Source organism: Streptomyces sp. SLBN-118 (assembly GCF_006715635.1).
Lineage (GTDB): Bacteria > Actinomycetota > Actinomycetes > Streptomycetales > Streptomycetaceae > Streptomyces.
In genome coordinates this window covers 3,928,612-3,946,055 of record NZ_VFNP01000001.1, presented here as the reverse complement: position 1 = coordinate 3,946,055, position 17,444 = coordinate 3,928,612, and the positions used below count along the sequence as shown (strand labels likewise).

15 protein-coding genes and 1 tRNA gene are annotated in these 17,444 nt (G+C 68.8%); 10 read left to right on the top strand and 6 right to left on the bottom strand.

The window, feature by feature from the left end; all coding sequences use genetic code 11:
- Nucleotides 1-13 precede the first annotated feature (13 nt).
- The 5 genes from FBY35_RS18070 to FBY35_RS18050 all read left to right on the top strand — a co-directional run bounded on the left by FBY35_RS18070 (nt 14) and on the right by FBY35_RS18050 (nt 6,941).
- The gene (locus tag FBY35_RS18070) at nt 14-1,939 is read left to right on the top strand and encodes a copper resistance protein CopC (protein WP_142214780.1); all 1,926 of its coding nucleotides are present in this window, start codon (nt 14-16) and stop codon (nt 1,937-1,939) included.
- Between the two features lie 18 nt (nt 1,940-1,957).
- Nucleotides 1,958-3,217 (top strand): iron uptake transporter deferrochelatase/peroxidase subunit, encoded by a 1,260-nt coding sequence (gene efeB, locus FBY35_RS18065; protein WP_142215135.1) that lies wholly within the window; start codon nt 1,958-1,960, stop codon nt 3,215-3,217.
- Between the two features lie 131 nt (nt 3,218-3,348).
- Nucleotides 3,349-4,284: a prephenate dehydratase gene (pheA, locus tag FBY35_RS18060; protein WP_142214779.1), complete on the top strand. Its 936-nt coding sequence runs from the start codon at nt 3,349-3,351 to the stop codon at nt 4,282-4,284.
- 570 nt (nt 4,285-4,854) lie between these two features.
- Nucleotides 4,855-6,132, top strand: a complete 1,278-nt coding sequence (gene serS / locus FBY35_RS18055; RefSeq protein ID WP_142214778.1) for a serine--tRNA ligase — start codon at nt 4,855-4,857, stop codon at nt 6,130-6,132.
- The gene (locus FBY35_RS18050; protein WP_142214777.1) at nt 6,129-6,941 is read left to right on the top strand and encodes an HAD family hydrolase; all 813 of its coding nucleotides are present in this window, start codon (nt 6,129-6,131) and stop codon (nt 6,939-6,941) included. Before serS ends, FBY35_RS18050 begins: the two co-directional genes overlap by 4 nt.
- A 103-nt stretch (nt 6,942-7,044) precedes the next feature.
- Here FBY35_RS18050 and FBY35_RS18045 read toward each other — a convergent pair.
- The 6 genes from FBY35_RS18045 to FBY35_RS18020 form a co-directional block, all read right to left on the bottom strand.
- A tRNA-Ser gene (locus FBY35_RS18045) sits at nt 7,045-7,131 on the bottom strand.
- A 278-nt stretch (nt 7,132-7,409) separates the two neighbouring features.
- On the bottom strand, nt 7,410-8,123 hold the full coding sequence (locus FBY35_RS18040; protein WP_142214776.1) for a hypothetical protein: 714 nt from the start codon (nt 8,121-8,123) through the stop codon (nt 7,410-7,412).
- Between the two features lie 268 nt (nt 8,124-8,391).
- Complete coding sequence (locus FBY35_RS18035; RefSeq protein ID WP_142214775.1) at nt 8,392-9,111, bottom strand: ABC transporter permease subunit; 720 nt, start codon at nt 9,109-9,111, stop codon at nt 8,392-8,394.
- Nucleotides 9,112-9,128: 17 nt separating this feature from the next.
- Nucleotides 9,129-10,040 (bottom strand): ABC transporter ATP-binding protein, encoded by a 912-nt coding sequence (locus FBY35_RS18030; RefSeq protein WP_142214774.1) that lies wholly within the window; start codon nt 10,038-10,040, stop codon nt 9,129-9,131.
- Nucleotides 10,037-10,954, bottom strand: a complete 918-nt coding sequence (locus FBY35_RS18025) for an ABC transporter permease (RefSeq protein ID WP_142214773.1) — start codon at nt 10,952-10,954, stop codon at nt 10,037-10,039. The genes FBY35_RS18030 and FBY35_RS18025 overlap by 4 nt, the downstream gene beginning before the upstream one ends.
- On the bottom strand, nt 10,951-11,925 hold the full coding sequence (locus FBY35_RS18020; protein ID WP_142215134.1) for an ABC transporter ATP-binding protein: 975 nt from the start codon (nt 11,923-11,925) through the stop codon (nt 10,951-10,953). Before FBY35_RS18020 ends, FBY35_RS18025 begins: the two co-directional genes overlap by 4 nt.
- Nucleotides 11,926-12,165: 240 nt before the next feature.
- Between FBY35_RS18020 and FBY35_RS18015 the strand changes: the two genes are divergently transcribed.
- The 5 genes from FBY35_RS18015 (at nt 12,166) to FBY35_RS17995 (ending at nt 17,436) form a co-directional block, all read left to right on the top strand.
- The gene (locus tag FBY35_RS18015; protein WP_142214772.1) at nt 12,166-13,008 is read left to right on the top strand and encodes a M24 family metallopeptidase; all 843 of its coding nucleotides are present in this window, start codon (nt 12,166-12,168) and stop codon (nt 13,006-13,008) included.
- 14 nt (nt 13,009-13,022) lie between these two features.
- Entirely contained in the window at nt 13,023-14,795 is a 1,773-nt protein-coding gene (locus FBY35_RS18010; RefSeq protein WP_142215133.1) for an SDR family oxidoreductase, read from the top strand.
- Complete coding sequence (locus FBY35_RS18005) at nt 14,792-15,709, top strand: metal-dependent hydrolase (RefSeq protein WP_142214771.1); 918 nt, start codon at nt 14,792-14,794, stop codon at nt 15,707-15,709. The genes FBY35_RS18010 and FBY35_RS18005 overlap by 4 nt, the downstream gene beginning before the upstream one ends.
- A 71-nt stretch (nt 15,710-15,780) precedes the next feature.
- Nucleotides 15,781-16,734 (top strand): MerR family transcriptional regulator, encoded by a 954-nt coding sequence (locus FBY35_RS18000; RefSeq protein WP_142214770.1) that lies wholly within the window; start codon nt 15,781-15,783, stop codon nt 16,732-16,734.
- Between the two features lie 126 nt (nt 16,735-16,860).
- Nucleotides 16,861-17,436: an RNA 2'-phosphotransferase gene (locus tag FBY35_RS17995; RefSeq protein WP_142214769.1), complete on the top strand. Its 576-nt coding sequence runs from the start codon at nt 16,861-16,863 to the stop codon at nt 17,434-17,436.
- The last annotated feature ends 8 nt before the right edge of the window (nt 17,437-17,444 follow it).

Below are 17,444 nucleotides of genomic sequence, written 5' to 3'. Positions count from 1 at the left end.
GACTGATCACTTCATGACAGCCACCGCCCCGCGCCTCGGCCCGTCCCCGGTCGTCCGGCTGCTGCTCGCCGCGACCGTGCTCATCGGCACGCTCATGGGCGCGCTCCTGGCCGGCGCGAGCCCCGCGGCGGCCCATGCCGCTCTGACCGGGAGCAATCCGAGGGACGGGGCGGTGGTCGCCACCGCCCCCAAGGAGGTGACGCTCACCTTCTCCGAGCAGGTCGCCATGGGTAACGACTCGATCCGGGTCCTCGAACCCAGCGGCAAACGCTCCGACAAGGCGAAGATCCGCGATCTGAGCGCCGGCGGCAAGGTCACCTACGGCGTCGATCTGCTGCCCGGACTGCCCGACGGCACCTACACCGTGGCTTGGCAGGCCGTCTCGGCCGACAGCCATCCCGTCTCCGGTGCCTTCACCTTCTCGATCGGAGCGCCCTCCAAGACCACCGCGATTCTCCCCGACCAGACGGCCGGCGGCGGAGTGGTCGGTGTCCTCTACGACATCGCGCGCTACGCCTCGTACGCCGGCTTCGTGCTGCTGACCGGCGGCGCGGCCTTCGTGCTCGTCTGCTGGCAGCGCGGCGCTTCCGTACGGCCGCTGCAACGCCTGGTCGTACGGGGCTGGGTGACGCTCACCGCGGCCACTCTCGCGACGCTGCTGCTGCGCACCCCGTACACCGGCTCCGGGAAACTGCAGGACGCCTTCGACCTCGGCGGTCTGCGGGACGTCCTGCAGACCAAGACCGGCACGGCACTCAGCTCCCGGCTGATGCTGCTCGGGGCGGCCGCGCTGTTCATCGCCGTGCTCTTCGGGGCGTACGCGAGGCGGGAGGACGAGGGCGAGAAGAAGGACCTGACCTTCGGTCTCGCCGTCGGGGGCACGGTCGTCGCGGGCGGGATCGCGGCGACCTGGGCGCTGTCGGAGCATGCGTCGACCGGCATCCAGCCGGGACTTGCGATGCCCGTGGACGTCACTCATCTGCTGGCCGTCGCCACCTGGCTCGGCGGGCTCGCGGCGCTGCTCACCGCGCTCTTCCGTGCGCCGTCGATCGAGCGCGCCGCGGTACGGCGGTTCTCCAAGGTGGCGTTCGGCAGCGTCGTCGTCCTCGCGGCGACCGGGATCTACCAAGCCTGGCGGCAGGTCGGCTCCTTCTCGGCGCTGACCGGGACGTCGTACGGGCAACTACTGCTGATCAAGGTGGGCCTGGTCGCCGTCCTGGTGAGCGTCGCGTGGATCTCGCGCCGGTGGACGGCGCAGCTCGCCGAGACGGCGGAGGTGACCGAGGCTGCCGAGGAGGAAGCTACCGAGGAGACGGTTCCCGAGACCGGCTCCGACGATGCGGCCGATCCCGAGCGGGCCGCCCAACTCGCCCGGCAGAAGGCCGCGGTGGCCACGGCCCAGAAGAGGAAGACCCGGGACAAGGCCAGGGACGCGGACCCGGCGCGTTCCGGACTACGTCGTTCCGTACTGGCCGAGGCGGGCATCGCGGTGGTCCTGCTGGCCGTGACCACCATCCTGACCACCACCGAACCGGGCCGTACGGAAGAACGGGCGGCCAACGCCGCGGGCTCGCAGGCAGCCGTGCCCGTGCCGAACGGCCCCACCGAGATCAGGCTGCCCTTCGACACCGGGGGCAAGAACGGCAAGGGCACAGTCCGGCTCAGCCTCGACCCGGCCACCCCCGGCGCCAACGTGATGCACGTCTGGATCTACAACCCGGCCCTGAAGCCGATGGACGTGCCCGAAGTGAAGGTCTCCTTCACCCTGAAGGCCAAACAGATCGGCCCGCTGCCGATCACGCCCGACCGCATCGCCACGGGACACTGGAGCGCGGACGCCGTCCACATCCCGATGCCCGGCGACTGGCAGGTCCAGGTGACTGTGCGGACCTCCGACATCGACCAGACCACCACCGCCGAGAACATCAAGATCGGCTGACCACACGTGAGTGACCCTGTGCGCGACAACGACATCTCCAGGCGGCGGCTGCTCGGCACCGTGGGTACGGCCGGCGCCACCGGCCTTGTGCTGGGGGCCGCGGGCGGCGCCGCCGCGCATGCCGCGGCATCCGGCGACGCCCCCACCTCACTGACGACGCTCGGCTCGACCGCCGTCCCCTTCCACGGCACCCATCAGGCGGGCATCACCACACCGCTGCAGGCGCGCGGCCATCTGATCGCCTTCGACCTGGTGCCCGGCGCAGGCCGCAAGGAAGCGGCCGCGCTGATGCGCCGCTGGTCCACGCTGGCGAGCGAGCTGATGGCGGGCCGGGGGGCGGGCGAGGGCGACACGGGCGTCGCGCTGGACGCCGGGCCGTCCTCGCTGACGGTCACGTTCGGCTTCGGCCGCACCTTCTTCGACCGTACGGGGCTGGTGGCGCAGCGCCCGCCGCAGCTGGACCCGCTGCCCGCCTTCTCCTCGGACCAGCTGGACAAGAAGCGGTCGGACGGCGATCTGTGGGTGCAGATCGGCGCGGACGACGCACTGGTCGCCTTCCACGCACTGCGCGCGATCCACAAGGCGGCGGGGGACGCGGCACGGGTGCGCTGGCAGATGAACGGATTCAACCGGTCGCCGGGGGCCACCGGGAAGCCGATGACCGCGCGCAATCTGATGGGCCAGATCGACGGCACCCGCAATCCGAAACCGTTGGAGCCCGAGTTCGACAAGCGGATCTTCGTGCCGTCCGAGACGTCGGGGACGTCGGGGACGTCGGGGACGAAGTACGCATGGATGGCGGGTGGCTCGTACGCCGTCGTACGCCGGATCCGGATGCTGCTCGACGACTGGGAGCGGCTTTCGCTCACGAAGCAGGAGCAGGTCATCGGCCGCCGCAAGTCCGACGGTGCTCCACTCAGCGGCGGCAGCGAGACGACCGAGCTTGCGCTGGACAAGACCGGCCCTGACGGCAGGCTGATCATCCCGGACAACGCCCACGCCCGGATCTCCGCGCCGGAGCAGAACGGCGGCGCGGCGATGCTCCGGCGGCCGTTCTCCTTCCACGACGGGATCGGCGCCGACGGGACGCCGGACGCCGGGCTGCTGTTCGTCTGCTGGCAGGGCGATCCCCTGCGCGGCTTCGTTCCGGTGCAGCGCAAGCTCGACCGGGGCGATGCGCTGTCGGCCTTCATCCGGCACGAGGCGAGCGGACTGTTCGCGGTGCCGGGCGGGCCCAAGGAGGGTGAGTACGTGGGTCAGCGGCTCCTGGAGTCCTGAGGACTCCGGGCCCATTAGGGTGACGGTATGTCGGCCACGCGTTGCAAACATTGGGGGACAACCCCCGGCCCCCCGCCGGGGGCGTGCGCGGTCACCGACGCCGACCTCTGCCGCTGCATCGAGGATGACGTATGTCAGCCACTCGTTATACCTACCTCGGCCCCGAGGGCACGTTCACCGAGGCCGCCCTGCGTACGCTTCCGGAAGCCGCCACACGGGAACTGGTCCCGATGGTGTCCGTGCCCGCCGCGCTCGATGCCGTACGCAACGGCGACGCCGCGGCTGCCCTCGTACCGATCGAGAACTCCGTCGAGGGCGGCGTCACCGCGACCCTCGACGAGCTGGCCTCCGGTGAACCGCTGATGATCTACCGCGAGGTGCTGCTGCCCATCGCCTTCGCGCTGCTGGTACGCCCGGGCATCAAGCTGTCCGAAGTGAAGACGGTGACCGGTCATCCGGTGGCCCAGCCGCAGGTGCGCAACTGGCTGCGGGCCAATCTCCCGGACGCCCTGTGGGAGTCCGCGGCATCGAACGCGGACGGCGCGCGCCTGGTGCAGGAGGGCCGGTACGACGCGGCCTTCGCGGGCGAGTTCGCGGCGGTGACCTACGGCCTTGAGCCGCTGGTCACCGAGATCCATGACGCCGAGAACGCGGAGACCCGCTTCGTGCTGGTCGGCCGGCCGGCCAGGCCGGCGGCGCCGACCGGTGCGGACAAGACCTCGGTGGTCATCTGGCTGGGCGACGACCACCCGGGTGCGTTGCTCGAACTGCTGCAGGAGTTCGCCGTGCGCGGGGTCAACCTGATGCTGATCCAGTCCCGGCCGACGGGTGCGGGGATCGGGAACTACTGCTTCGCCGTGGATGCCGAGGGCCATATTTCGGACCGCCGGGTGGGCGAGGCGCTGATGGGGCTGAAGCGGATCTGTCCGAAGGTGCGGTTCCTCGGTTCGTATCCGCGGGCGGGTGTGGCGGTCGGGGACGTACGCGCCCTGCGCGCGGGGACGTCGGACGCCGAGTTCACGGCGGCGTCCGACTGGCTGGCGCGCTGCCAGGACGGCCGCGCCTGAACCGGCTTCGCAGCCCAGGATCCGACGACCGGTCTTACCTGCAGATTTTCGTTGTCCACAGAAGTTATCCACAGGCGCGCTTCTCGACCTGGGGACAAGTCGACAACGCAGCCCGACATGGTCGACAAATCGGCCCAGTCACCCCACTTCCGTCCACAGGTACGCACGGTGCCCCGTGTCACCTCAATTCCATTGATCAACTCTTTGGAGCGAGGAATTCCCACCCGAAAGAGGGTGTGAGGTGGGTTTAGGAGGGGAATCCTCCGGCGCACGCACGGCATTGAAAACGATCATTTCCGTGGTCCACAGACGCCGCACACAGCCTGTGGATAACCTTGCGAGAGTTCGCATCCCTGTGGACAAGCGGCCACCAGGTCCCGCGCCTCCGCAAGGGAAGCGGGTCAATTCGGACAACGGCCGGATGCCCCATTTCGGCGAGAAGTCGAGCGCTTATTGACGCCCGCCCGGGTAATTGGGTGTCGGCTTTCTAAATTCCGGCAATTCGGACAAAGTGATACGCAAGGCAATATCGAGTGAGGTTGAACGAGTCGGCACCGGTAGCCTGGTGGGGTGATTGACCTTCGCCTGCTCCGTGAGGACCCCGACCGTGTTCGCGCCTCCCAGCGCGCCCGTGGAGAGGACGTCGCGCTCGTCGACGCCCTGCTCCGGGCCGATGAGCGGCGCAGGTCGTCCGGCGTCCGCTTCGACGAACTGCGTTCCGAGCAGAAGCAGCTCGGCAAGCTCATCCCCAAGGCCACTCCCGAAGAGCGCGCCGAGCTGCTGAAGAGGGCCGAGCAGCTGAAGACCGACGTCAAGGCTGCCGACGCGGCCCAGGACGAGGCCGACGAAGAGACCAAGCGGCTGCTGCTCCAGCTCGGGAACATCGTCCACGAGGACGTCCCGGTCGGCGGCGAGGAGGACTTCGTCGTCCTCGAGACGCACGGCACGATCCGCGACTTCGGCGCCGAGGGCTTCGAGCCCAAGGACCACCTGGAGCTCGGCGAGGCGCTCGGCGCCATCGACGTCGAGCGAGGCGCCAAGGTGTCGGGGTCGCGCTTCTACTACCTGACGGGCGTCGGCGCGCTGCTCGAGCTCGCGCTCGTCAACGCCGCGATCGCGCAGGCGACCGAGGCCGGGTTCATCCCGATGCTGACGCCCGCGCTGGTCCGTCCGCGCGCCATGGAGGGCACGGGCTTCCTCGGCCAGGCCTCCGAGAACGTCTACCACCTGGAGAAGGACGACTACTACCTGGTCGGCACCTCCGAGGTCCCGCTCGCGGCGTACCACATGGACGAGATCATCGACGCGGACAAGCTGCCGCTGCGGTACGCCGGCTTCTCGCCGTGCTTCCGCCGCGAGGCCGGGACGTACGGCAAGGACACCCGCGGCATCTTCCGGGTGCACCAGTTCGACAAGGTCGAGATGTTCTCGTACGTCGCTCCCGAGGACGCGGAGGCCGAGCACAAGCGGCTCCTCGACTGGGAGAAGCAGTGGCTGACCGGCCTGGAACTGCCGTTCCAGGTGATCGATGTGGCCACCGGCGACCTGGGCGCGTCCGCCTCGCGCAAGTACGACTGCGAGGCGTGGATCCCGACGCAGGGCAAGTACCGCGAACTGACCTCCGCCTCGAACTGCGACGGCTTCCAGGCGCGCCGCCTGGCGGTCCGGATGCGTGACGGCAAGAAGGTACAGCCGCTGGCGACCCTGAACGGGACGCTGTGCGCCGTACCGCGCACGATCGTGGCAATCCTGGAGAACCACCAGCTTGCGGACGGTTCGGTGCGCGTGCCCGAGGTGCTGCGGCCGTATCTCGGCGGTCGTGAAGTGCTCGAGCCGGTCTCCACGTGAGCCCCGCGCCCTTTCCGTACGGCCTGATAGCGACAGATCTCGACGGCACGCTGCTGCGGGGCGACGAGACGGTCTCCCCGCGCACGCGCGACGCGCTCGCCGCAGCTACCGCGACGGGCGCCGCGCACATCATCGTCACCGGACGCGCGGTGCCCTGGACCCGGCACATCCTGGACGACCTCGGCTACGACGGACTGGCCGTCTGCGGCCAGGGCGCGCAGATCTACCACGCGGGCGAACACCGGCTGCTGACGTCCCTGACGCTGGACCGGCAGCTGGCCGGTCTCGCGCTCTCCAAGATCGAGGCGGAGGTGGGCCCGCTGGCGCTGGCCGCGAGCCGCGACGGGCTCGACGGCGATGTGCTGGTCGGACCGGGATACCGGGTGCAGGAAGGCCCGCTGCCCGTGGTGGCGTTTCAGGACCCGGCTGAGCTGTGGTCGGCCCCGCTGAACAAGGTGTACATCCAGCATCCGGAGCTGGACGACGACGCGCTGGCGAATGCGGCCAGGGCGACGGTCGGCAGCCTCGTGGACGTGGTGATGGCGGGCGAGGGCATCGTCGAGATCCTGCCGCTGGGGCTGAGCAAGGCGACAGGGCTCTCGCTGGCGGCGAGGCGACTGGGGCTGCGGGCAGCGGACACGATCGCTTTCGGCGACATGCCGAACGACATCCCGATGTTCGGGTGGGCCGCGCACGGGGTGGCGATGGCCAATGCGCATGAAGAGCTGAAGGCCGTGGCGCACGAGATCACGGCGTCCAACGAAGATGACGGCATCGCGGTGGTACTGGAGCGGTTGCTGGCGCGCTGACGCGCCCGTTGTGGGCTCAACGCCCCGGCACAGGTGGCCTTTTTGCGTCGGGTGGTCACGGCGAAGGGCCAGAATACGGTCTGCGGCCCGCCCAAGGGCCCTGCGGAGGATGCGCGGATCGAACGCGCGCGGAGCTTCCGCCCCGACGACGGCTTAGCAAGCCGCTGCCTTACCACTCGGCCAATCCTCCGGGAGGGGGCGGCCCGCGCAGATGCGCGCTCGAAGCGGCCGCCCCCGGGCAGCTGCCTGGGGGCGGCTTCGCGGAGTCGTCGGTGGCTACTCCGCTGGCTGCCCGGCGCTGCCCTGTCGGGAGCTCGACGGACTCGCACTCGTACTCTCGGTCATCGCCGCGCTCCTCTCCCGGTCGGTGGCGTCGGTCGCACTGGCGTGCGCCCGACTCAACCACTGTGCCCCGGGCGGCGATTCGGTGCCACCGAATTTCCTGTCCGAGTACCTGTCCGCCTGGTGTCAGCGGCGCTTACGGCACTGGCTGCGCTGCAGTTCTCTCAGCTGATGGGCGAAGTCGTCCATCCTCCTGTCCATCCGGCGCTCCATCCGCCGCATGTCGTCGGAGAGATCGCAGAGCCGGTTGCTGATGGCTCCGACGACCTGGTTGGTGGTGTTGAGCCGCCGGTCGAGTCGGTCCAGCCGCACCGAGATCCCGTTGATCACCGGGCCGAGTTCCTGCAGCGCGCGGCCGACGGTGTCCTGATTCGCCTCGACGGCGGTGACCCGGCGGTCGAGGGATGTGTACCCCTTGCGCCAGCCTTCCTCGGCGTCGAGGAGGTAGGTACGGACGCAGCGGGCGATGTCGCTGTCGCGAAGAAGCATCGCGACGTTGAGCACCGACCGACGGGTGTACAGCCTGAGCTGGGTGACCGCCTGTGGATAACTTTCCCCCTCGTTGACGCTCCATAGCGACAGGATGTCGCTATGGAAGGTGCGCAGCTCAGCGCCGCGCAGCACCCTCATCCCGTTCTCGGTGAACTCCTTGTGATGCCGGTCGGTCAACCTCCTGATGACGACTGTGGATACTTCGAAGTACCGCGCCACTTCCTCTGTGCGAACGTGAACTCCGTCCGGGAGCATGACAAGAGCCTTCACCTTGTCGAGGACGTCGACGCGTCCCAGATGCTCGTCGCGCATCGTGCGCGATTCGAGCAGGGCGACTTCCGATGGCATGGGGATGCCTTCCGTTCGTGAAACCGGTCATGGACGGCCCTCTCCCCGGGCACAGGGGTGGAGGTCGGCTCACGGTGCTACTCACCCAATGACCGGCCCGGCTTTCGATCCAGTACCGGCAATCCCCAACTTCACGAACTCTCGTCGCCACGAACTGCAGTTGCCTCCACGCACGGTGAACAACGAGCCGATAAACGTACAGTTACGCGTATATGCGTCAACCCCCGTCCACTGGACGGGGGTTGACCGACAAGGCAAGGTCTTCGTCTCATTCCTCGCCGGCGAGCTTCAGCACCCTCAGTTTCTGACCGGCGTACCAGGTCGCCACGACCGTGACCCCCGCCAGCAGCGTCACGGCGAGCGGCAGCCCCACGTCCGAGCCGATCAGCCCCTCCCCGCCGATCTTCTCGGCGAGCGCCAGCGACCACTGCTGCACGCTCAGCGTGCGCGCCCCCGGCACGAGGCTGCCGAAGAGCGTCTCCCACACCAGCGCGTAGACGAGTCCGATGACGACCGCATGGCGGCTGACCGTCCCGAGGAGAAGGAACAGCGCGCTGTACGCGATCGAGGCGACCAGCGCCGCGACCGTGTAGGCGATCGCGACCTGCTGGCCGTTGCCGTTGAGGATGAATCCGGCGATCAGTGTGGGAATCGCGGAGAAGGCCATGGTGATGGCGATGGCCACGATCAGCTTGGTGACGATGATCGTCGGGCGCTTCACCGGCTTGGCGAGCAGGTAGACGATCGACCCGTCGTCGATCTCGGGCCCGATCGCACCGGTGCCCGCGATCACTCCGATCAGCGGAACCATCGTGGCGATGGCGAATCCGCCCAGGACGTCGGCCGCGACCTGGTCGTCCAGGCCGTTGAAGCTCCGGACCGCCGCAGCGATGAGCAGCAGCAGACCGGGCAGTACGAACAGGATCGCCGCGCGGCGCCTGCCGAGCACCGCCCGATAGGTGAGCCGGGCGACTGTGGGGTTGTACATGGACGTCACAGCTCCTTTCAGGCCGCTACGAGGTAGGAGAAAACCGATTCGAGGGACTCGTCCGAGGGCGAGACCGTGAGCAGCCGGATCGAGTGCTCGCGGGCGACCCGGGGCAGCAGCTCGGTGAACCGGCCGAAGTCGACGGCCTGGATGCGCAGCGCGCCCTCTACCAGGTCGACTTCGATGCCCGCCGTCGACGGGTCGGCGATCAGGGCAGCGGCGAGCGCCCGGTCGTCGCTGGACCGTACGAGATAGCGGTGCGGCCGGTCCGTCATCAGCCGGCGGATCTTGCGGAAGTCGCCCGATGCGGCATGCCGTCCGGCCACGATCACCTCGATGTGCGAGGCGAGTTGCTCGACCTCCTCCAGGATGTGCGAGGAGAACAGCACCGTGCGGCCCTCCGCGCCCATCCGCCGCAGCAGGTCCATCAGCTGCATGCGCTGGCGCGGGTCCATACCGTTGAACGGCTCGTCGAGCAGCAGCACGGACGGCTCGTGAACCAGGGCGGATGCCATCTTGACGCGCTGCCGCATGCCTTTGCTGTACGTCGCGATCTTGCGGTCCTGCGCGTACTCCATCTCGACCGTGGCGAGCGCCTTCTGAGCGGCCTTCTTGCCCAGGTTGTGCAACTCGGCGTTGGCGACGACGAATTCGCGGCCGGTGAGGAAGTCGTACATGGCTTCCCGCTCCGGGACGACGCCGATCTGCCGGTAGACCGACTCGTTGCGCCAGATCGCCTGGCCGTCGAGCGTGACGCTTCCCGTCGAGGGGGCGAGGAAGCCGCCCATCATGTTGATGATCGTGGACTTTCCGGCGCCGTTGGGACCGAGCAGTCCGGTGACGCCCGGGCCGATGGTCATGGTCACGTCGTTGACGGCCACGACATTCCCGAACCACCGCGAGGTGTGTTCGATGTTGATGGTTGTCACAGCCCGACCTTTCGGTAGCGGCGCATCAGTACGGCGTACGAGCCGGCGACGAGCGCGAGGACGACGAGCAGGTAGACCATGCCCGGGCCCGCGCCTGGGCCCGCCTCGCCGGGGAAGGCGGAGGTGGCGCCGAGGAAGGCGGTCTGGACGCCGTCGATGAGGGTGACCGGCGAGAAGAGACCGAGCCACTTGATCACTCCGGGCGATCCGGTCTCCCAGGCGATCGCCTGGACGGTGGAGACCGCGCCGTAGGTGATCGTCATCGTCGCGATGACGGCGGCGACGCCGAAGCCCCGGCGCGGGGTGAGCGCGGCCATCACCAGGCCGATGCCGCCGAAGAGCACCGACAGCAGCGCGACGGAGACCATGCCCTGCGCGAAGCCCTTCGTCTGGTCCGCGAAGTCCATCTTGGCGAGCAGCGAACCGATGTAGAGGATGACCAGGGGCGCGCCGGTGAGTACGAACAGCGCCGAGGCCATGGCCCCGTATTTGGCGAGCACGTAGTCGATGCGCTCGATGGGACGGGAGAAGTACAGCGGAACCGTCTTGAAACGCAGATCGCGCGAGACGGACTGTGGGGCCTGTGCGGCGAGGTACAGCCCGATGACCGCCTGGGTGACGATCGCATAGCGGGTGTAGTCGAGCGGCAGGTCCTTGAGCTTCGTGGCGACGGCGACCGCGACGATGATCGCCGCCGGCAGGCACATCACCGCGAAAAGGATCATCGGCAGGACCTTGGACTTGGCCGAACGGCCCAGTCCGTACGCGCCGCGCAGCGACTGCGAGTAGAGCGAGCGGCGGGCGTACGCGCGGCCGAGCCGCGGGCCTTCGTAATTGCGGTATCCGATGTTGTGGATCCGGGTGGTCTCGTTCTGGACCCCGCTGCTCTGGACCCCGGTGAGCTCTGTGCTCATCGCGCCTGCACCTCCATCGGCTGGGCCGCTGCCTGGGGACCTTCGGGACGGAAGACCTCCGCGATGTGGTGGCGGCGCTGTTCCATCCGTACGAGACCGAGGCCGAGCCCGGCGACGGTGTCGCGCACGACGTCGTATGTCTCCTCGCCCGTCGCCTCGACGAGCAGGATGTGGCCCGCTCCGGGCAGACCTTCCTCCACGCGTGCGTGGAGCGTGATTCCGGCGGCGGCGAGCGCCTCACGGAGCACCGCGGTGCCGTCGGGATGGGTGTCCGTGTCGGTGACCTCGACCGCGAGGGTCGTGGTGATCTGGGTGAAGTCGCTGGTGGAACTGGAGCGCAGCAGTGAGCCACCGTCGATGACGACGACATGGTCACAGGTGCGCTCGAGTTCGCCGAGGAGGTGCGAGGTGACCAGAACCGAGATGCCGAAGTCGGTGTGGACGCGGCGGATCAGGTTCAGCATCTCGTCGCGGCCGACCGGGTCGAGCCCGTTGGTCGGCTCGTCCAGGAGGACCAGCTTCGGGTCGTGGACCAGGGCCTGGGCGAGCTTGACGCGCTGCTTCATGCCGGTCGAATAGCCGCCGATGGGGCGGTACCGCTCCTCGTACAGGCCGACATGGCGCAGGGTGTCGGCGGTGCGCTCGCGGGCGGCCGTCGGCGGCAGCCCGGACATGCGCGCCATGTGGACCACGAACTCGGTGGCCGAGACATCGGGCGGCAGGCAGTCGTGCTCGGGCATGTACCCCACCTGTTCCCGGATGGCGGCGCCGCTCGTGGCGACGTCGAGGCCGAGCACGGCGGCCCGGCCCTCCGTGGCGGGGGACAGACCCAGCAGGATCTTGATCAACGTGGACTTGCCGGCTCCGTTGGCGCCCACCAGGCCGGTCACACCGGGTCCGATGTCCAAAGAGAGCCGGTCAAGCGCGGTCACCCGGGGGAACCGCTTGCTCAGGCTTTCGGTCGCGATCACAGTCACAACTCGAAGGTAGTGGCGCACGACACAACCGGCGTCAGCCTTGGCGGCTGGATCCGTGTCCGACTCCAGAGGTACGGACCCGTAAGGGGCTGCTACCTGAGTCCATGGCTCCCGGCCCCCCTCCTCCCGGTTTTCCACAGGCTGAGTCACGGGCCTTGACGCAGCCGCCGCGCATTGTCACATTCATCAGTGTCAACTTCAGAGCGAGCACCGCACACGAGACGGGCGGGCGGCATGATCTCAGCAGTGGCAGGCGAACTGACCACGGAACTACGGGGGTTCAGGGAGGTTCAGCGTCTCGCGTACGAATGCGCGGAGGCGGTGGCGGCACAGCTCAAGCCAGGCGTGACGGAGCGCGGGGCGGCGCGGATGCAGCGCGAGTGGCTGCGGGAGCGTGGTGTGCGCGACTGGTTCCACCTCCCGTTCGCCTGGTTCGGGGACCGAACGGCCTTCGTCAACTTCCGCATACCGCTGCAGTTCTTCCCGACCAACCGCGCCCTCGAAGCGGGCATGCCCTTCATTCTCGACCTGGCCCCCGTCCACCAGGGCTTCACCGCGGACATCGGGTACTCGGGCTGTCTCGGCCCGAGGCCCCTGCACAACAAGCTGCTGGCCGACCTTCAGGCGCACCGCGAGCTGATCCTGCGCGAGGTACGGGAGCGGCGCTCGCTGCGCGAGATATACGAGGACGTGGACCGGCTGATGGTCCGGCAGGGCTACGCCAACCGGCACCGTGCCTATCCCTTCGGTGTCATTGCCCACAAGATCGACCGGGTGAAGCAGCGGCGCTGGGCGCCACAGCTCTTCGGCTTCGGCACCCGGTCGCTGAAGGGACTGGCGAGCGACGCCCTGCGCGGTCACCGGGAGGGCTGGTCGCCGCTGTGCAGCCCGTACACATTCTCGGACCATCCGCCGAGGCCGGGGCTGTGGGCGGTCGAGCCGCACCTCGGATTCCGGGGCACGGGCGCGAAGTTCGAGGAGATCCTTGTGGTCACGGACTCCAAGGACCCCGGGCAGAGCGCGTTCTGGCTGGACGATGATCTGCCGCATGTGCGGCGCTGGGCGGAGGACTTGTGAGCGAGGGAGTCGGCGTGGGTCTCGACGGTGCGAGGGAGCGCTGGGTCCGTGCGGGCGGTGTCGAGCTGTGCGTCGCCGAGCTGGGCGACGCGGCGCACCCGACCGTGCTGCTCGTGCACGGCTATCCGGACAGCAAGGAGGTCTGGTCGGATGTCGCGCGGCGGCTCGCGGACCGTTTCCATGTGGTGCTCTACGACGTCAGGGGGCACGGTCGTTCGACCGCCCCGGTCCCGCTGCGCGGCGGCTTCACGCTGGAGAAGCTGACGGACGACTTTCTGGCGGTCGTGGACGCGGTGAGCCCCGACAACCCGGTGCATCTGGTGGGTCACGACTGGGGTTCGGTGCAGTCGTGGGAGTTCGTGACGGTCAAGCGCGCCGAGGGCCGCATAGCCTCCTTCACCTCGATGTCCGGTCCCTCGCTTGACCACTTCGGGCACTGGATCAAGAAGCGGATGAGCCGGCCCACACCGCGCCGGGTCGGCCAGCTGCTCGGCCAGGGCGCCAAGTCCTGGTACGTGTGCATGCTGCTCACGCCCGTACTGCCGGAGCTCGCCTGGCGCGGGCCGCTCGGCAGGCAGTGGCCGAAGATCCTTCAGCGGGTGGAGAAGGTGCCGTCGGCCGCCTATCCCACCCCCTCGCTGCCGCAGGACGCGGCACACGGCGCCTGGCTCTACCGCGACAATGTCCGGGCCAGACTGCGCCGCCCGCGCACCGACGCGTACGCCCATGTGCCCGTCCAGCTGATCACGCCGACCGGCGACGTCTTTCTGTCCGAGCGGCTCTACGACGAACTGGGCGAATGGGCACCGCAGTTGACGTGCCGATCACTGCCGGCCAAGCACTGGGTGCCGCGCACGCGGCCGGACCAGCTGTCGGCCTGGATCAGCGAGTTCGTCACCGCAAGCGAGGGCAGCGGCGCCGGGGTGGCACGAGCGGCCGGGACTGTGGCCCGAGGACCGTATGCCGAACGGTTCGGGGGGCAGCTGGTCCTGGTGACGGGCGCGGCCAGCGGCATCGGACGGGCCACGGCCTTCGCCTTCGCCGAGGCGGGGGCGCGGATCGTCGCAGTGGACCGGGACGCGGAGGGGGCGGCCAGGACCGCGGAGATGTCACGGCTGATCGGCGCACCCGAGGCCTGGGGCGAGCCGGTCGACGTGAGCGACGAACAGGCGATGGAGAAGCTGGCCGTGAAGGTCGCCGGCGAGTACGGCGTGGTGGACGTCCTGGTCAACAATGCCGGGATCGGCCTGGCCGGTCCCTTCCTCCGGACCAGCCCCGCGGACTGGAAGCAGGTCCTCGACGTCAATCTGTGGGGTGTCATCCACGGCTGCCGGCTTTTCGGCAGGCAGATGGCCGAACGCGGACAGGGCGGCCATATCGTCAACACCGCATCGGCTGCGGCCTATCAGCCCTCGAAGGCGCTGCCCGCCTACAGCACGTCCAAGGCGGCGGTACTGATGCTCAGCGAATGCCTGCGCGCCGAGCTGGCAGGACAAGGGATCGGGGTCTCGGCGATCTGCCCCGGCCTTGTCAACACCAACATCACGTCCACGGCGCGGTTCGCGGGAGTCGACGAGGCCGAGGAGAAGCGCCGCCAGAAGAAGTCCGCCCGGCTGTACAACCTGCGCAACTACCCGCCGGAGAAGGTCGCCGAGGCGATTGTGCGGGCCGTCGTGAAGAACCAGGCGGTGGTGCCCGTGACGCCCGAGGCGCGCGCTACCCACTTCATGTCCCGTTTCACGCCCAGGACCCTGCGGGCGATCGCGCGATTGGAGCCGCCGCTGTGAGCGCCGAGGAGCCCGCCGGCCACTACCCCATCACACCGCGCCGTGTTTCCTTCGACTGGCACCGGACCCCGCTGCACTGGATACCGGACGAGCCCACGGCCACGCATGTGATCAATGTGCTGCATCTGCTTCTGCCTGCCGGGGAGCGGTGGTTCGTCAAGGTCTTCAAGGAGGCCCTGCCACTGGTCCGTGATCCCGTCCTGAAGAAGGACGTCAAGGGCTTCATGGGCCAGGAGGCCACACACAGTGTCCAGCACGCGTATGTACTGGACCACCTGGCCGCCCAGCGGCTCGACACCGAGGGTTTCACCAAGTACGTCGAGTTCCTCTTCGAGAAGCTCCTCGGCGAGAAGCCACCGTTCGGGGCGCCGGTACCGGCCCGGGAGTGGCTTCGCTTCCGGCTGGCGATCATCGCCGCGATCGAGCAGTTCACGGCGGTCCTCGGCGACTGGGTGCTGCACGCCGAGGGACTGGACCGGGCGGACGCCGACACGATCATGCTGGATCTGCTGCGCTGGCACGGCGCGGAGGAGGTCGAACACCGGGCCGTCGCCTTCGACATGTACCAGCACTGCGGAGGCGAGGGCCTCGTGCGCTATGCACGCCGTATCGAGGGCATGGTCGTCACCGCACCCGTGCTGCTCTGGCTGTGGGCGTGGGGTACGGCCTATCTGATCCGGCACGATCCCCAGCTCGCCGGGCGGATGCGCCACTCCCTGCGCGAGCACAACCGCGCGGTGGGCAAGGGACTGCTGCCCACCTGGCGGGAGTTGGGCGCGGCCGTACCCCGCTACCTCCGGCGGTCGTACCATCCCTCGCAGGAGGGCTCGCTGCGCAAGGCCGTCGACTATCTCGCGACCTCGCCCGCGGCCCGCGCCGCGGCGGGGGCGGTGGGGCGGGCCGCCATGTCATAGAGACGCCTCTCACCGGCCTCGCAAGAGGTCCCGCATCAACGTGTCATCCATCTGTCCTCGAGGGGGCGGGCTTGTCCGAGCAGTCAGGGGCCCAGTCAGTGGCCGAGTACCGGATCGAGGATCTGGCGCGCCACAGCGGCGCCACCGTCCGTACGATCCGCGCCTACCAGGACCGGGGACTGCTGCCCAAGCCGGAGCGCCGCGGCCGGGCCAACGTCTACGGCTCGTCGCACCTCGCCCGGCTGCGGCAGATCGCCGACCTGCTCGACCGCGGCTACACCCTGGCCTCGATCAAGGAACTACTCGAGGCCTGGGACGCAGGGCGGGGGCTGGGAGGCGTACTGGGTCTGGTCGCGGAGGTGCAGGGCCCTTGGACGGACGAGGAGGCGGCCAGAATCAGCCGTACGGAGTTGGACGAGAAGTTCGGCGGGCAGTCGGACGAGGAGGCCGTCGCGGAGGCGGTCGAGCTCGGAGTGCTGGAGCGCATCCCGGGACGGGACGACGAATTTCTCGTGCCGAGCCCCCAAGAGCTGGCGGTGGCCGCCGAGTTGCACGCGGCAGGCGTACCGCTGTCGGCAATCTCTGGTCATCTGCGGGAACTTCGCGGACAGGTCGAGCACATCGCCTCCCGCTTCCTGGAGTTCACCACCGAGCATGTCTTCGCCCGCTATCTGGGTCACCGTCCGCCGACCGATGCGGATGCGGCAGAGGCGGCCGCGATGGTGCGTCGGCTGCGGCCGCTGGCACAGCAGACGGTCGACGCCGAACTGGCGCGAGCCATGCGGACGTTCGCCACTCGCCACCTCCAGCACCATCTGGTTTCCGAGGGGCCGCCGCCGACGGACAGTGAACCCCGTTCGGTGACCTTGCCGCCGGAGACAATACGAGCGGTGCAGGGCCTGGTTGGGCAGGAGCACGCGGCAGAGTTCATCGCGGCGGCGGCCGAACGGGAGGTACAGGCCAGGACATTGGATGCCCTTGCCTCAAAAGCGCATGTTTACCAGCAAATTGACCAAACCACCTAAATCAGACCGCCGTTGTCCACAGAAACGCCAATTCCCTTGTGGATAACTACAGTTGGCTGTGGATCAAACCTATGGAGCGATTTTTTTCGGTGGCACGGGGAGGCGATAGAGAGGCACGCTGGCGGGATGAACCAAAGACCCGACGAGAAAGACAGGACAAATGAGAGACGCACCGTCAAGGTGTCCAAGTACCTCTCGAAACATCTGCGGCACCAGCCGGAGCGGATCGGCATCACCCTCGACGAGAACGGCTGGGTGGCGGTAGACGAGCTGATGCGCGCCGCAGCGGCGCACGGCTTCCGGTTCACCCGCGCCGAGCTCGATCATGTCGTCGCCGTCAACGACAAGAAGCGCTTCACCATCGACGGCACGCGCATCCGTGCCAACCAGGGCCACACCGTCGAGGTCGACCTGGACCTCCCCACAGCCGAGCCGCCCGCGTATCTCTACCACGGCACCGTCGCCCGCAGCCTGGACGCGATCCGCGCCGAGGGCCTGCGTCCCATGAAGCGCCACCACGTCCATCTCTCGCCCGACCGCGAGACCGCGACCCGCGTGGGCGCCCGCCGCGGCCGCCCCGTCGTTCTCTCTGTGGACGCCGGAGCGATGCACCGGGCGGGCCACCTCTTCCGCGTCAGCGCCAACGGCGTCTGGCTGGCCGACGCCGTACCGCCGGAGTTTCTGCGCTTCCCCGGCGCTTAGGGCGTGGG

Coding starts and splice junctions, on each gene's coding strand:
- FBY35_RS18015 (WP_142214772.1), top strand. CDS start 12,166: ATGATCTCAGCAGTGGCAGGCGAACTGACCACGGAACTACGGGGGTTC.
- pheA (WP_142214779.1), top strand. CDS start 3,349: ATGTCAGCCACTCGTTATACCTACCTCGGCCCCGAGGGCACGTTCACC.
- FBY35_RS17995 (WP_142214769.1), top strand. CDS start 16,861: ATGAACCAAAGACCCGACGAGAAAGACAGGACAAATGAGAGACGCACC.
- FBY35_RS18035 (WP_142214775.1), bottom strand. CDS start 9,111: ATGTACAACCCCACAGTCGCCCGGCTCACCTATCGGGCGGTGCTCGGC.
- FBY35_RS18070 (WP_142214780.1), top strand. CDS start 14: ATGACAGCCACCGCCCCGCGCCTCGGCCCGTCCCCGGTCGTCCGGCTG.
- FBY35_RS18040 (WP_142214776.1), bottom strand. CDS start 8,123: ATGCCATCGGAAGTCGCCCTGCTCGAATCGCGCACGATGCGCGACGAG.
- FBY35_RS18025 (WP_142214773.1), bottom strand. CDS start 10,954: ATGAGCACAGAGCTCACCGGGGTCCAGAGCAGCGGGGTCCAGAACGAG.